Source organism: Streptomyces sp. NPDC102406 (assembly GCF_044765725.1).
GTDB lineage: Bacteria > Actinomycetota > Actinomycetes > Streptomycetales > Streptomycetaceae > Streptomyces.
The window spans coordinates 504,662-519,553 of record NZ_JBIWKP010000001.1 but is presented as its reverse complement, the minus strand read 5'-3'; the positions used below and the strand labels follow the sequence as shown (position 1 = coordinate 519,553).

The window sequence follows — 14,892 nt, the reverse complement described above, 5'->3', positions numbered from 1 at the left end:
GCTAAGTCAGCGTATAGTCACTCCGCGCGCTGCGGCGCCCGCTCCACCAGCGCCGGGCGGGCTCCTCGACGTAGGTGTACGCGGCCCAGGACAGGGCGACGACGACGGACGCGACGCCGAGCAGGGTGAACACGGACAGGTTCGTGGGCTCCTGACGGCCCCAGTGGTCGAGGATCAGCCGGTTGACGGTCTGGTGCAACAGATAGAAGGCGTACGACCAGGCGCCGAGCCGCACCATGACGGGCGTGCACAGCCAGCCGCGCCGGCCGGCCCGTTCACGCCGTACGTACGCGACGATCAGGAGCGCGGAGAAGACGGCGACCAACGGGCGCACCGAGTACCCGAGTTGTGCGGCGACGGCGTCGGAGCACCAGGCGTCGCGGTGGACGTACACCACCGTGTACGCGGCGAAGGCGGCCGTGAGGACGACGGGTCGCAGCGGGACGCGCAGGCCCCTGCCCACGGCGAGTGCGAGGGTCAGGCCGAGGACGAACTCGGGCAGCCGGACCGGCGGGAGCCGCATCAGCCATTCCCGGTGGAACGGTGAAAGGTGCGCGGCGGCCCACCAGTTGACGGCCCACATGGCGAGCAGGCCCGAGGCGGCGAGAGCGAGCAGGGTCCGGGTCCGCAGCCGGTAGGCGCCCCGGACGACGAACGGGAACAGCAGGTAGAAGAAGGCCTCGACGCTGAGCGTCCACGACACGCCGTTGCCGGGGAACATCGGGACGACGCCGGGGAACCAGGTCTGCACGAGCGCGAGCGACGCCAGGAAGCTCGGAAGGTCCCACGGCACGCCGCCCCACACGTGGAACACCCAGACGCACGGCACGGTCGCGGCCAGGTGCAGCGGCAGGACGCGTCCCGCGCGCCGCCGGTAGAACTCCTTGGCGCCGGTCCCCGACCGGTGCCCCCAGGCGAGCAGGAAACCGGAGAGGACGAAGAAGAACCCGACGCCGTTGACGCCCATCGTCGAGTACGGGAACAGCGCGGGCGCGTGGGCGACGCCGCCGGACGGGCTCGCACCCGTGAAGTGGTGCGTGAAGACGGCGAACGCGGCGAGGAACCGCAGCCCGGTGAGCGAGTCCAGGCGCCCCGCCCCGGCCGCCTCCCGGGCGCGGCGGCGCGGCGGCTGCCGGGAGGGCAGCAGGGTGGCGGTCACAGCTCCACCCCCCGGGCGGCGGCGGGCACCACGGGGACCGGCCGCGGGGTGGCGAGCGGGATCGGCCTGACGTCGCCGCGCGGGGGCGGCGCCGGAAGCCGGGCCGGGGTGGCGGCCGGGGCCTGCGCGGGCCGGTCCGGCAGGAGGCGGGCCCCGCAGTCGCCGAGGTGGCCGCGCTCGTGGTGCTTCGCGCGGGTCATGCCGTCGAGGCGGGGGCGCGCCCAGTCCCGGACGGCGTCGATCCGGTGCGGGCCGCCGGGGACGGCGGAGGCGAGGACGTAGTCGCCGCCGTTGCCCTCCCGGTACAGCGGCACGTACCCGGCGGCAGCGAGGCGGGCCGCGGTCAGACCCGTCCTGACCGTCCAGGGGCCGTGGGTGTGGAGGAGCTCGGGGCGGGCCTCGGTCAGCACGTACCGGGTGAGGGCGGCGCGGTCGTGGGCCGCGTACGCGTCGGCGATCGCCCGATCGGTGAGGCCCGCGAGGTCGACGACGCGCAACCGGCTGGTGAGCAGCATGCCGCCGAGGTCGGGCAGCGCGGCGGTGGCGCCGGGGCGCAGGGCGAGCCGGTCGGCGTAGGCGTCGAAGGTGCGGCCGTAGCGGTCGGCGACCCAGCACATGGAGAGCGTCGGCTCGCGCCTGAACCCCTCGCCGCGCACGCCCTGCCCGGCGACGGAGAGGACGAGCGCGCCCGCCACGGCGCAGCCGAGCAGCACCCTTGCCCGGGTCCCCGCGCCACTCGCGACGGCGGTGAGGGCGAGGGCGGCGACGGCGGAGCCGAGCACCCACACCGGGGTGGCGAACCGGTACAGCGGCATCCAGTCGCGGGCGAGCGCGCCGTACGCGAGGAGGGTGAGGGTGAGCGGCACGCAGAGCACGCCGACCGCCCGCCGCACGGGTCCTGGGCGGGCCATGACGAGCCCGGCGCAGGCGACGCAGAGCAGGACCGGCGCCCAGCCCGCGTAGTCGAGCAGTTCCCCGACCTTCGCCAACTCGGCGACGGTGGGCGGCTGTTGTGATTTGGCGACGGCCGTGTTCGGCACCCAGCGCCCGAACTCGGCGTGCCGCCACAGCAGGAAGGCACCGTATCCGGCGCCGAACACCGCGGCGCTCAGCAGCGCCGACCGCAGGGCGCCCCGGCGCCGCAGCAGCAGCACGGTGGCGGGGTGGGCGGCGGCGAGCACGGCTCCGTCGGGGCGGGTGAGCGCGGCGAGGAGGGCGAGCCCGGCCGCGGCGCACGCGGCGCGGGACCCGGTGCCGCCCCGGACGAGGAGGAGGGCCAGGGCGGCGGCGAGCAGCCCGTACAGGGAGTTCTCCAGGCCCGAGAAGCACCAGACGACGTAGGACTCGTTGGCGGCGAGCAGGGCTCCGGTGCCGAGCGTGACGAGCGGGGCCCGCCGGGGCAGCGCCACCCGCGCCACGCCCGCGACACACGCCAGGGTCCCGGCCACGCAGCCGAGCGCGAGCGCCTTCGGGAACAGCGCGAGGTCGCTCACCCCGGACCAGGCGCCGTGGTCGAAGAGGCCGAGGACCCGGCCGACGAGCAGCAGCGCGAGCCACACCGGGTTGGAGTACCCCTCGACGGGCCCGGCGCCCGGCTGCTGCACCGGGCCGAGTCCGTCGCCGACGCTGCGGACGTAGGCGAAGGTGACGGCGGCGTCGTCGACGATCCACTGGCCGAGGCGGGCGGCGCGGAGGGCGACGAGGGCGGCGGCGCCGAGCACGGCGAGGGGCAGGGCCCAGGAGCGGGCCTCGGCACCGGGCGGCGCGCCGGGGCGGCGGGCGCCGGGGACGGCGGAGCGGGGCGGGGCGGAGGGCCGGTTCAGGAGCTTCATCAGGGGACCAACACCCACGGCCCCGCGCGGTCACTCGCACTGGCCCGCCCGGGTGACGCGGCGAGCCGGTCGAGCCGGGCGGGCGAGCGGGGGGGGCGATTACTCGATGACGAGGTCGACGTCGATGTTGCCGCGGGTCGCGTTCGAGTACGGGCACACCTGGTGGGCCTGCTCGACCAGCTTGCGGCCCGTCTCGGCGTCGACGGAGTCCGGCAGCTCGACGCGGAGCACGACCGCGAGGCCGAAGCCCTCGCCCTGCTTGCCGATGGAGACCTCGGCGGTGACGGCCGCGTCGGCGACATCCACCTTGGCCGCGCGGCCGACGAGCCCGAGGGCGCTGCCGAAGCAGGCCGCGTACCCGGCGGCGAAGAGCTGCTCGGGGTTGGAGCCCTGGCCGTTGCCGCCCATGGCCGTGGGGATGCCGAGCTGGAGGTCGATCACGCCGTCGGAGGAGACGGCGCGCCCGTCGCGGCCGTGGGTGGCGGTGGCGACGGCGGTGTAGAGGGCATCCATGAGGGGCTCCTTCAGAGGTCGGTCGGTCTGCGGGTCGTGCGGTAAGTGGGTCGTGCGGTCGGTCGGTACGAGGACCGAGATAAGTAGAGCACGCAATTCAATTGTGCACAACTAAGTGACGCGTTCGGTACGCTGGAACCATGACCAGCGCCCAGGACCTCCTCCGACTCGACCGGCAGATCTGCTTCTCGCTGAACGCGGCCTCGCGGGCCTTCGGCGGCGTCTACCGCGTCCTCCTCAAGGATCTCGGGCTCACCTACCCCCAGTACCTGGTCATGCTGGCCCTCTGGGAGGAGCCCGAGGGCGGGGCGCTCCCGGTCAAGCGCCTCGGTGAGCGGCTGCGTCTCGACTCGGGCACCCTCTCCCCGCTGCTCAAGCGCCTGGAGGGGAACGGGCTCGTGCGGCGCGAGCGCAGCGCCCGCGACGAGCGCTCGGTGATGGTGTCGCTCACCGGGGCGGGCGCCGCCCTCAAGGAGCGCGCGGCCGAGGTGCCGCTCGGCATCGCGCGGGCGACGGGCTTCGAACTGGCCGAGATAGAGGACCTGCGGGAGCGCCTGAACCGTCTGACGGAGGCACTGGACGCCGCGACGCTCGGGTGAGCCGTAACGGACAACATGCGTCATAAGCTCCCATGCTGTGACAATCGGCACTGAGAATCGCCCCGCCGCCATCGGCCCGGTCCACACCACCTGGGCCCGCCCCGCCCACACCGCGCTCCCCGTCACCTGGGCGCTGACCCGCGCCGCGATGCTCCTGCTGCTCGCCCTGGACGAAACGTTCCCGCTCGGGGTCGGCGGCGTCGCCCGCGAGGTCCACCAGTTGTACGCGCGGTGGGCCGCCACCCTCGCCCAGGGCACGTTCCCCGTCGGCGATCCGCTGTGGCAGTACCCGCCGGGCGCGGGACCGGTGCTCCTCGCGCCCGACCTGCTGCCGGGCCTCACGTACTTCCAGGGGTTCGTGGCGATGACCCTGGCCGCGGACGCGCTCGTCACGTATGCGCTGGTGCGCGGCGACCGCGATCCGCGCGGCGCCTGGCTTTGGACCGCGGGACTCCCGCTGCTCCTGCACATCCCGCTCGCCCGCTACGACGTCGAGGTCACCGCGCTCGCCGTCCTCGCCCTGCTCACCCTGCACCGCGCACCCCGCGCCGCCGGCGGCCTCGCGGCGCTCGGCGCCCTGGTGAAGGTGTGGCCCGCGCTGGTCCTGCTGGGCGTGGAGCGGGGGCGCACCGCGCGGCAGGCGTGGGGGGCGGCGCTCGGCGCCGCGGCCGCCATGCTCCTGGTCCTGACGCTGGCCTTCCGCGCGCCGTTCTCGTTCCTGCGCGAGCAGGGCGGGCGCGGCGTGCAGATCGAATCGCTCGGCGGGACGGTGCTCGCGGGCGCGCGCATGCTCGGCCGGCCGGGGCGGGTCCGGTACCGGTACGGGGCGATGGAGTTCCTCGGGCCGCAGGTGGGCGTCGTCGCGACGGCCTCACTCGCGCTGACGGCGGTGGCCTTCGGGGTGCTGCTGTGGTGGCGGGTGCGGGCCCGGCGGTACTCGGCGGCGACGCCGTACGACGCCGCGCTGTGCGCCGTGCTGATGTTCACCGTCACCAGCCGCGTGATCAGCCCGCAGTACCTGGTCTGGCTGCTGGGCCTGGGCGCGGTCTGCCTGACCTCGCGGCAGACCACCCAGCGTCCGGTCGCCCTCCTCGTCCTCGCCGCGGCGGGCGTCAGCGCGCTCGCGTACCCGGTGCTGTACGCGGACGTGACGGGCGGGACGGGGACGGGGCTGGCCGTGATGGTGGTACGCAACGCCCTGCTGCTCGCGGCGGCGGTGCTCTCGTTCCGCCGCCTGTGGGCCGCGACAGCGGCGAAAGAGCGCGAGTCGCCTTTAACCGGACAATCAACCCAAACCACTAATATCTAGCTGATGAATTTCCTGGAACCCGCGGACATCCCGGCCCCGACCGTCACCGTGGTCGTCATCGGTTACGACGACGCCGCCCATGTCGCCGACGCGGTGCGCTCCGCGCTCGACCAGGGCCCCGCGGTGCGCGAGGTGATCGCGGTCGACGACTGCTCGACGGACGGCAGCGGCACCCTCCTCGACGAACTGGCCGCCCGCGAACCCCGGCTGACCGTCGTCCACCGCGCGACCAACAGCGGCGGCTGCGGCACCCCCCGCAACGACGGGATCGCCCGCGCCTCCTGCTCGTACGTCATGTTCCTCGACAGCGACGACATCCTGCCCCCGGGCGCCGTCGACGCGCTGCTCGACGCGGCCCGCCGGCACGACGCGCAGGTCACCGCGGGGCTGTGCGTACGGCGGGAGATCCCGTCCGGGCACGAGGTCCCCTGGCAGCCCGAGCTGTACGCCGAGCCGTCCGTGGTCGCCCGGCCCGACCGGCGCCCGCGCCTCGTCCACGACACCCTGTGCGTCAACAAGCTGTACCGCACCGACTTCCTGCGCGCGCACGCGATCCGCTTCCCCGACGGCCGCTTCGTCTACGAGGACTTCGTGTTCACGGCGCGCGTGCTCGCCGCCGCCCCGCGCATGGCGCTGATCCCCGACCGGGTCTACGTCTGGCACGTGCGGCGCGCCGCGCGGAAGCTCTCCCTCTCCCTGGACCGGTCCGGCATCGACAACTGGCAGGCCCGCCTCGACGCCCACCGCCAGTCCGTCGACATCCTCCTCGGCGCCTCCCACAAGCGGCTCGCGCGGGCGGCCCGCTCGTACTTCCTCGACCACTCCCTGCGGATGTACGCGCGCGAACTCGATCTGCGCGGGGCCGCGTACCGCGCCGAGTGGTGGACCAGGACCCGCGCCTACCTCGCCTCCTTCGACACCGCCGACTTCGAGGCGGCGCCCGCGCCCGGCCGCGTCGTCGGCCGCCTCGTCCTCGCCTCCGAGGCCCCCCGCGACCTGCCCCGCGTCAAGGAACTCGCCGCCCGCCCGGCCCGGTTGCTGCCCCCGTACGCACGGCTGCCCGACGGCACGCCCGTCTGGTCGCCCGATCTGCCGCAGGTCTCCCTCGAACACCTCATGCACCGCCCGATGGAGCTGCTGCCGGTCGCCGTCGACGGTGAGCTGCGCCCGGGCGCCCGCCGCACCCGGCTCACGCTGGTGCTGCACGAGCTGTACGGACGCGTCGCCGACGCGGGCCCGCACACGGTCGAGGTGGACCTCGTCGACCGGCGGCACGGCACGGTGCTCCAGCGCAGGACGGCGACGTTCACCGCGGCGGCGTCCCCGGACCCGGACGGCTCCGCTTCCGGCGACGGGGCGTGGGTGGCGACGGCCGTGCTCGACCTCTCCGCGCTCGGCCGCCCCGGCACCTGCGACCTCCGGCTCCGCCTGCGCTTCGCCGACGGCACCCACCGCGACGCCACGGCACACGCCGTCCGGGGCCCGGGGCTGCTGCGCCGCGTCGCCGTGCCGAGCCGCCGCCACGGAATCCTGCTCGCCCAGCCCTACGCCACCCACTCCGGGGCCCTCGCGCTGCGCACGGCCACGGGGCCGCGCGGGGTGCTGTCGGTGCTGCGGCGCAGGGTGGCCCGGTTTCTTCACTGAGCCGCACGGCCGCCCGGTTCCGGGGCTCCCGCCCTCCGGCCCGTCCGCACCCTGCGCACCAACTGCCCCACTTCCCCCGACAGTCCGACCCCGACCGCCAGCGCCAGCGTCACCGCCGCGACGTTGACCATCCCGCCGATCCCCACGGTGGTGCGGCCCGAGGCGAGCGCGCCGAGCGCCGCGTACAGGGCGCCGCCCGGCAGCAGCGGGGCGATCCCGGGGACGACGAGCGGCAGCGCCGACTCGCGGCGGCGCCGGGCGACCCAGTGCCCGGCGCCGCCGACGACCGCCGCCACGAGCGCCGTGCCGAGCAGCGAGGAGAACCCCAGCAGCTCGAACTCGACCGACACCACGAACCCGCCGAGCCCGAGCACCGCGGCGGGCAGCCAGTCCCGCCTCGGCGTGCGGGCCCGTGCCGCCACGGCCACGGCGAAGACGACGGCGCCCACGCCCGGCGCCCCGAGATGTTCGGACCGCCTGACCGACGGCACGATCGGCACGCCGAGACCGAACAACTGCCCGACACCGAGCACCGCCACCACCCCCGTGACGACGGCGGCGAAGACGAGCAGCGCGTCGAAGAGGCGCCCGACCGCGGTCAGGTAGTGCCCGGCGAGCGCGTCCTGCACGGCGCTCACGAACGTCACGGTGGGCAGCAGCCCGAGCACCCCCGCCACGACGACCGCCTGCACGGCGGAGGCGGGCGCCACCCGGCTGACGGCGAGGGCCAGCACGGCGGCGGGCATGGCGGCGACGGCGAAGCGGTAGAACGCCGGGACCCCGTTCCGGCCGAGCCACCCGCCCAGCAGCGAGCCGAGCGCCCCGGCCACGAACGAGCACAGCGAGGTCAGCGGGCCGCCCCCGAAGACGGGCCCGCCACCGGCCGCCACCAGGCCGGTCTGCACCGGTACCCGCCACCGCGCCCCGCGCCCGCCGACGGACGCCGGAGCGTCGAGCACGCGCCCCGCCTCGGCCCGCGCCTCCTCCAGCGACAGCCCGTGCCCGCTGATCCGGTCGACCAGGGCGTGCATACGGCCCAGGGCGCGGAAGTCGGTGTCGTGCCCGCGGATGGTGCGGGTCGCGTGCAGCGGGGTCAGCTCACCGGGCGCGTACGCGGACAGGGAGACCGACCCGAGCGTGACGCCCGGCTCGCAGTAGCACAGCCCGTACGTCTCGGCGGTGACGAGCATCCCGGCGACGGCCTCCTCGGCGGAGGCCCCGTAGGACAGGAGCGCCTCCCCGACCCGGATCGCCAGGTCGACGACGCGCGCGCCGTAGGCCTGGAGGTCGGCGCGGCCGTCGTCGTGGAGCAGCTCACCGGCATAGCCGTAGCTGCTGATGGGTTCGAGGCCGCGCAGTCTAGGCAGGGCCTGTGTCAGCCAAGGGGTGGAGGGCGGGGCGGCGGTGTGGTTCCTCACAGGCATACAGATGGATCGTAACGGACATAACACCCATACGGACCAGTAACCTCGCGAGCCTCAGAGCCCCGGACGTCACGCCGAAGGGGGCCCGCACGTCCTCGGCGGGCCCCCTTCGGTGCGACGTCAGAACTACTCGCCGTGCTCGCCGTGGCCCTCGTGGTCGTCGTGGTCGCCGTGGTCGTAGTGGTCGCCGTCGTCGCCCGCGCCGCGGCCGTAGCCCCCGGTGATACCGGCGGGACCACCGAGGTTCTCGTAACCGGCCTCCCAGAAGTGACGGCCGCCGTGCTCGCCGCCGTCGCCCTCGCCGTAAGCGGCGAAACGGGTGATCCCGGTGGGCCCACCCAGGTTCTGGTAGGCGTAGCCGGCCTCCCAGCCGTGATCGTTGTCGTCGTGGGCGAGGGCGGTACCACTGGCGCCCATCACGGCGGCGGCGGCGAGGGCGGTGGCAGCCAGGGCGGTACGAATACGCACGGGGTTCCCTTTCGGATTCATGGACATGACGTTTGCCCAGGTCATTCCCGCTCCCCCGAGCACGCAGACCTGCCCCACGGCATTTCACCCGGTCAGCCTCACCCAGAAGAATCGGAAGAGATATTCAGGTGGTCCGGGGTCGAAATCATTGAACAGGATAATGAATTGCTCCGCTCCGCTTACTGCGGTCGCCGAGCGAGAACTGGCCATTCAGAAGCCCGCCCTGAAGCCCCATTGACGGTCAAATTCGCGACGGACATCCTTATGCGACGGGACATCACCGCACGAAGCGGAATTCCGGCTCGACCGGAATATCTCCTCCCGTAAGGCGACCAGGTGAATTCGCGGCGACATCCGCATCCTTCGTACAGCCGTCCGAAAGGAACACTCCGCCATGACCGAGCGCACCCTCTGGGTACGACGCCTCGCACAGGACCCGGTGAGCCTGCTGGCACTCAACGCCCCGACCGAGGGGGCCGGGCCGTCGCGGTCGACCGGTGAGGCGAGCACCTTGCAGGTCCCGCCCATGGCCGGCCTGTACATCGCGCCCGAGGAGACCGACCTGCCCGGCGTCGCGCGCGCCCTGGAGACGGGCGACACCGCGGGGCTGCCGCCCGCCCTCGCCGCCGAGGTGGAGGAGGCGCGCGCCACGATCCGCATGAGCAGGGTCCGGGTACCGGGACACGAAGGGGCCGCGCTCGACGCCGTCCAGTGGATCCATGATGACGGCAGGCCGCGCCCGGCCATCGTGATGCCGTCCCCGTGGGCGGACATGGGCTGGCTCGCCTACGCGGTCCAGGGCCTGCGGTTCGCCCTCAAGGGCTATGACGTGCTCGCCTACAGCGCCCGCGGCTTCGGCGACTCCGAGGGCGAGGTCGAGGTGGTCGGCGAGGAGGACGTCCAGGACGGGATGCTGGCGCTCACCCATCTCATCGGCGCGCTCGGCCGGACGCCCACCAGGGTGGGTTTCCTCGGCGACTCCTACGGTTCCGGGATCAGCCAGATCGTCGCCGCCAAGGACCCCCGGGTCAGCGCCGTCGTGGCGATGAGCACCTGGGGCGACCTGGGCAAGGCGTTCTACGAGAACCGCACCCGCCATCTGGCCTCCGTCACCGCGCTGCTCGGCGCCGCGAAGAACGCCCGGCTCAGCAAGCGCACGCAGGAGATCTTCGACCTGGTCCTGGCCGGTGCGGACATCGACAACATCCTGCTGTGGGCCAAGGACCGCTCGCCGCTGACGCACATCGACGGCCTCAACCGGCGCGGCGTACCGGTCCTGTTCGCGCAGGCCTGGCACGAGACGCTGTTCCCGCCCAATCAGACGCTGGAGATGTTCAACCGGCTCGAAGGCCCGAAACGGCTCCTCTTCTCGGTCGGCGACCACTCGGGACCCGAGATGTCCGGCATGCTCGGCCTGCCCAACCGGATCTGGGCCGCCGCCGACAAGTGGTTCGACCAGCACCTCCTACGGCAGGACACCGGCGGCGCGGACGAGCACGGGATCGTCAGCCAGATCATGTGCTCCCGGGTCCTTGAGACCCACGCCGACTGGGACGCGGTGACCGCGAGCACCCGCAGGCTGTACCTGACCACGCCCGCCGAGGGCGGGGACGACGGACGGCTCGCCGACACCGAACCGGCAGGCTGGGAGCGGTCGTTCCAGGTCGGCACCCCCACCCTGGCCGAGGTCGCCGACACCGTCATCTGGACCGGGATGGCCGAGATGCTGGGCCGCCCCAAGATCTACGCGACGGCCGACATCCCCCGCTCCGACGCCCTCGTCTGGACGGCCCCGCCGGCCCCCGAGCGCCTGCGGCTGCGCGGCATACCCGGGCTGCACGTCACCGTCACCGGCAGCGCCCGCGAGGCCACCTTCATCGCCTACCTGCTGGACGCGGGGGCCGACGGCAACGCGCGGATCATCACGCACGCGCCGTTCACCGCGCCCGCCGCCACGGCCGGCGGCTCCGCCACCGTCGACCTCGAACTCCAGGCCACCGGCTACGACTTGCCCGCCGGACGCCGCCTGATGCTCGTCATCGACAGCAAGGACGCGTTCTACAGCGACACCAACGAGGCACCGCACACCCTCACCGTCAGCTCCCCCGACGGCGACGCGTCCTTCCTGGAGATCCCGCTGGGCTGACCCGTCACACCAGCCGGCGCGCCGTCGCCCACCGCGTCAGCTCGTGCCGGTTGGAGAGCTGGAGCTTGCGCAGCACCGCGGAGACATGCGACTCGACCGTCTTCACGGAGATGAAGAGCTGCTTCGCGATCTCCTTGTACGCGTAACCGCGTGCGATCAGCCGCAGCACCTCGCGCTCGCGCTGCGTGAGACGGTCGAGGTCCTCGTCCACCGGGGGCGCGTCCGTCGAGGCGAAGGCGTCCAGGACGAAACCCGCAAGGCGCGGGGAGAACACCGCGTCGCCGTCCTGGACCCGGAAGATCGAGTCGACCAGGTCCGAGCCGGTGATCGTCTTGGTGACGTAGCCGCGCGCGCCGCCGCGGATCACGCCGATGACGTCCTCCGCCGCGTCGGAGACGGACAGGGCGAGGAAGCGGACCGGGCTCTCGGCGTCCGCCGCCAGCGGGGCGCAGCGGCGCAGGACCTCGACGCCGCCGCCGCCCGGGAGGTGGACGTCGAGGAGGACGACCTCGGGGCGCGTCGCCGTGATGACCGTGACCGCCTGGTCGACGTCGGCCGCCTCGCCGACCACCTCGACGCCCGTCGTCTCCGTGCGGCCGATCTCCGCCTGGACGCCCGTACGGAACATGCGGTGGTCGTCCACCAGGACCACCCGCACGTGCCGCGCCGGGCCGGTCCCCTCCGTGGATGTCGTGGGTGCCGTCATGACGTCTTCTCCGCCCTCTTCATGGTCAGTTCGACCTCGGTGCCACCGTCCGGCACCGCCCGCAGCCGGGCCGTCCCGCCGTTGCGTTCCATCCGGCCGATGATCGATTCTCTTACGCCCATGCGGTCGACAGGGACGGACGCGAGATCGAAGCCGGGCCCCCGGTCCCGTACGGACACGAACACCTCGCCCCCAGGCCCGCCCTCCACCTCCGCGAACACCTGGACGGCGCCGCCCTCGCCACCGTACTTCGCGGCGTTCACCATCGCTTCCCTCGCGGCCTGCATCTGTGCCCGCAGGCCCTCGTCGAGCGGGCAGTCGCCGACGACCACGACCTCAAGGGGCACGCCGTGCTGGTCCTCGACCTCGGCCGCGTGGCGCTTGACCGCCTCCGCGACCGTCTCGGGCTCCTGCGGGTTCTCGGCGGCGGCCGGCTTGTACAGCCAGGCCCGCAGGTCGCGCTCCTGGGCGCGGGCGAGACGGCGCACCTCGGAGGCGCTGTCGGCGTTGCGCTGGATCAGGGTGAGGGTGTGCAGGACCGAGTCGTGGACGTGGGCCGCCACCTCCGCACGCTCCTGGGCGCGGATGCGCATGAGGCGTTCCTCGGACAGGTCCTGCGTCATGCGGATGAGGTACGGGCCCGCCAGCAGGGCGATGCCGACCAGTACGGCGAGCGCCGCCTGGAGGATCGAACCGAGGTGTTCGGTGGCGCCCTGGGTGACGAAGACGCCGGTGACGCCCGTGCCGACGAGGACGACACCGGCCGCGGCGCGCGCCACGTGCAGGGTGCGCCTGCGGCGGCCGACCTCGGCCCAGCGGGCGCGGCGCGCGTTGTCCGCCTGGCGCCACACGAGGGCGACGCCCGCGCCGACGAGGACCGTGGGGACCAGGTACGCCTTGGTGTTGCCGGTGAGGTTCACGTTCTGCACGAAGATCATGGCGACGATGACCATGAGCACGAGGGCGAGGATCTGCCCCTTGTCGGGGCGGCGCGCGACCAGTCTGCGGCGCCCGTCGGCGGCCGTCTCCGTGGTGAGCACGGGCGGCCGGTCGCCGTCGACACCGCCGACGCCCAGCGGCACGAAGAACCAGAACGCCGCGTAGAGCAGGGCCCCGAGGCCGTCCCCCATGAACAGGCCCACGAAGACCAGGCGTACCCAGACGACCGGCAGCCCCAGGTGCCCGGCGAGACCGCGCGCGACCCCGCCGAGCCAGCGGCCGTCGCTGCTGCGGTAGAGCTTGCGCGGCGGCCTCGGATCACGCGTGTCTTCGGCGAGGGGGACGGTCGCTGCTTCCGGCATGCCCCGATCGTCACACGCCGTCGGAGGGCCGGGCATCAGGGTCGGCCCCGGATACGCCCCGGATACGCCCCCCTGAGAACCGGCCCGCTCGGCGCCGCCCACCGGTCGCGGGACCGAGGACGTCAGGGGTGATCTCAGGGTCCGGCCAGGGTTGTCCCGGCTGCCGCCGGGGGCGCGGGCCCGTCACCATGGGCGTATGACGGAGCACGCCCCGCACGACGCGGAACCATCCGTGGCCACGGCCCCCGGGCCGCAGCCGCCCGCCCGGCCGCGCCGCTTCCGCCGGGACCGGCGGTACAAGCAGCTCGGCGGGGTCTGCGCGGGGCTCGGGCGCCACTGCGACATGGACCCGGTGATCCTGCGTATCGGCCTGGCCGTGCTCGCCGTGACCGGCGGCGTCGGCCTGATCGCCTACGGCTTCGCGTGGCTGCTCGTGCCCTACGACGACGAGGACGAGAACGAGTTCCGCAAGCTGCTGACCGGCCGGGTCGACGGGCCGGGGCTCGCCGCCATCGTCACCGCGCTGGTCGGCTGCGGCGTCTTCCTGTCGATGCTGAACAACGGTGGCGTGCTCACCTTCGCCGCCGTCCTCGCCCTGCTCCTCGCGGGCGCCGGCTACTGGTCGCAGCAGCGCCGCACCGCCGCCCCCGACCCGGTCGCCGCGCAGGCCGTCGCCGACGCCCCGCCCGAGGCGCAGGCGCCACCCGTCTCCCCGTCCCCCTCCTGGTGGCGGGACCCGATCGTGAAGGACGGCTCGCCCGGCACCTACGGCGGCTCCACCGGCTACCTCTGGGGCCCGGCGGACATCGAGGACGCCGCGCCGCAGCGGGCCGCCCGACGGCGCGGCCCCGCCGCCGGGCGGCCCGGGACGCGCGGCCCCCGGGGCATCGGCGCCCTCACGTTCCTGGCGGCGCTCGTCGCGGGAACCGCCGGCACCGGCGCCTCCTGGGAGTCCCGCTCGTTCGGCGACAGCCTCCAGACCGGACTGGCCTGCGCCCTCGGCGTGTTCGGCCTCGGCATCGCGGTGAGCGCGTTCCGCGGCCGGACCGGCGCGGGCTCGATCGTCCTCGCCGTCGTCACGGCCGGGCTGCTCGGCGCGTCGGCGGCGCTCCCCGCCAACATCGACACCGAGTGGGTGCGGACGGACTGGAACCCGGCGAGCGCGGCCGATCTGCGGCCCCAGTACGAACTGGGCTCCGGGGTCGGCACGTTGGACCTGTCACGGGTGGATGCGGCCGGGAGCCGGACGCTCGCCACGCATCTGGAGGTCGGGGCCGGGCAGGCGAAGATCGTGGTGCCCGCCGACGCCACGGTGGAGTTGCACGTCGAGGTCGGGGTCGGCGACATCCAGCTCCCCGGCGACCGGCCGGACGACGTGGACGTCCGGCCGGGCGTCGACAAGCACGTCACGCTGCGACCGCCCGCCGGCACGAAGACCACCGGCGGTGCACTGGAACTCCACGTCGAGGTCGGCGTCGGACAGGCGGAGGTGTCCCGTGCGGCATGACTTCTCTCCCGGCCGGCTGATCGCGGGCCTGGCACTGATGGCCACGGCGATCGTGTACTTCGGCGACGCGGGCGGCGCGTGGGACACCCCGTGGTTCGTGGTCTTCCCGCTGGTGTGCGGGGGGTTGGGGCTCGCGGGGGCGGTGGGGACGGTGACGCGGGTGGTGCGGTTGCGGCGCCGCCGCCCGGCGTGCGAGTGAACATGTTCGTCAAGGGACCGCAAAACATGCGGGGCAACCATGGAGCCGTTTCGGGTATCTAACCCCCCGTACTCCGTCATTCCCC

General features: G+C 74.0%; 13 protein-coding genes. 6 read left to right on the top strand and 7 right to left on the bottom strand.

All coding sequences use genetic code 11. The features are described from left to right. Position 1: 1 nt before the first annotated feature. The 3 genes from ACIRF8_RS02530 to ACIRF8_RS02520 form a co-directional block, all read right to left on the bottom strand. Complete coding sequence (locus tag ACIRF8_RS02530) at positions 2-1,159, bottom strand: acyltransferase family protein (RefSeq protein ID WP_404210052.1); 1,158 nt, start codon at positions 1,157-1,159, stop codon at positions 2-4. Then, positions 1,156-2,991 (bottom strand): hypothetical protein, encoded by a 1,836-nt coding sequence (locus ACIRF8_RS02525; RefSeq protein ID WP_404210050.1) that lies wholly within the window; start codon positions 2,989-2,991, stop codon positions 1,156-1,158. The genes ACIRF8_RS02530 and ACIRF8_RS02525 overlap by 4 nt, the downstream gene beginning before the upstream one ends. 99 nt (positions 2,992-3,090) lie before the next feature. After that, positions 3,091-3,504 carry an organic hydroperoxide resistance protein gene (locus ACIRF8_RS02520; RefSeq protein WP_404210048.1) on the bottom strand — a complete coding sequence of 138 codons (414 nt, stop codon included), beginning with the start codon at positions 3,502-3,504 and terminating at the stop codon, positions 3,091-3,093. Between the two features lie 140 nt (positions 3,505-3,644). On the opposite strand from ACIRF8_RS02520, the gene ACIRF8_RS02515 reads away from it, so the two are divergent. From ACIRF8_RS02515 to ACIRF8_RS02505, 3 genes are read left to right on the top strand one after another with little or no spacing between them, the layout of a single operon-like run. Further along, positions 3,645-4,103: a MarR family winged helix-turn-helix transcriptional regulator gene (locus ACIRF8_RS02515; protein WP_404210046.1), complete on the top strand. Its 459-nt coding sequence runs from the start codon at positions 3,645-3,647 to the stop codon at positions 4,101-4,103. 43 nt (positions 4,104-4,146) lie between these two features. Next, positions 4,147-5,412: a glycosyltransferase 87 family protein gene (locus ACIRF8_RS02510; protein WP_404212238.1), complete on the top strand. Its 1,266-nt coding sequence runs from the start codon at positions 4,147-4,149 to the stop codon at positions 5,410-5,412. Between the two features lie 3 nt (positions 5,413-5,415). Continuing rightward, positions 5,416-7,056: a glycosyltransferase family 2 protein gene (locus ACIRF8_RS02505; protein ID WP_404210044.1), complete on the top strand. Its 1,641-nt coding sequence runs from the start codon at positions 5,416-5,418 to the stop codon at positions 7,054-7,056. Here ACIRF8_RS02505 and ACIRF8_RS02500 read toward each other — a convergent pair. Further along, on the bottom strand, positions 7,050-8,480 hold the full coding sequence (locus ACIRF8_RS02500) for a threonine/serine exporter ThrE family protein (RefSeq protein ID WP_404210042.1): 1,431 nt from the start codon (positions 8,478-8,480) through the stop codon (positions 7,050-7,052). The genes ACIRF8_RS02505 and ACIRF8_RS02500 overlap by 7 nt on opposite strands. Before the next feature lie 126 nt (positions 8,481-8,606). Then, positions 8,607-8,948 carry a hypothetical protein gene (locus ACIRF8_RS02495; protein ID WP_404210040.1) on the bottom strand — a complete coding sequence of 114 codons (342 nt, stop codon included), beginning with the start codon at positions 8,946-8,948 and terminating at the stop codon, positions 8,607-8,609. A gap of 394 nt (positions 8,949-9,342) precedes the next feature. Between ACIRF8_RS02495 and ACIRF8_RS02490 the strand changes: the two genes are divergently transcribed. Beyond that, a complete protein-coding gene (locus tag ACIRF8_RS02490; RefSeq protein ID WP_404210038.1) occupies positions 9,343-11,094 on the top strand; it encodes a CocE/NonD family hydrolase in 1,752 nt (583 codons plus the stop codon). A gap of 4 nt (positions 11,095-11,098) precedes the next feature. On the opposite strand, the gene ACIRF8_RS02485 is transcribed toward ACIRF8_RS02490, so the two are convergent. Both ACIRF8_RS02485 and ACIRF8_RS02480 read right to left on the bottom strand, forming a co-directional pair. Further along, on the bottom strand, positions 11,099-11,800 hold the full coding sequence (locus tag ACIRF8_RS02485; RefSeq protein ID WP_404210036.1) for a LuxR C-terminal-related transcriptional regulator: 702 nt from the start codon (positions 11,798-11,800) through the stop codon (positions 11,099-11,101). Beyond that, on the bottom strand, positions 11,797-13,101 hold the full coding sequence (locus ACIRF8_RS02480) for a PspC domain-containing protein (RefSeq protein ID WP_404210034.1): 1,305 nt from the start codon (positions 13,099-13,101) through the stop codon (positions 11,797-11,799). Before ACIRF8_RS02480 ends, ACIRF8_RS02485 begins: the two co-directional genes overlap by 4 nt. A 196-nt stretch (positions 13,102-13,297) precedes the next feature. Between ACIRF8_RS02480 and ACIRF8_RS02475 the strand changes: the two genes are divergently transcribed. Together ACIRF8_RS02475 and ACIRF8_RS02470 are read left to right on the top strand one after the other, a co-directional pair. Then, complete coding sequence (locus ACIRF8_RS02475; protein WP_404210032.1) at positions 13,298-14,608, top strand: PspC domain-containing protein; 1,311 nt, start codon at positions 13,298-13,300, stop codon at positions 14,606-14,608. After that, a complete protein-coding gene (locus tag ACIRF8_RS02470) occupies positions 14,598-14,807 on the top strand; it encodes a hypothetical protein (RefSeq protein WP_404210030.1) in 210 nt (69 codons plus the stop codon). The genes ACIRF8_RS02475 and ACIRF8_RS02470 overlap by 11 nt, the downstream gene beginning before the upstream one ends. Positions 14,808-14,892 lie beyond the last annotated feature (85 nt).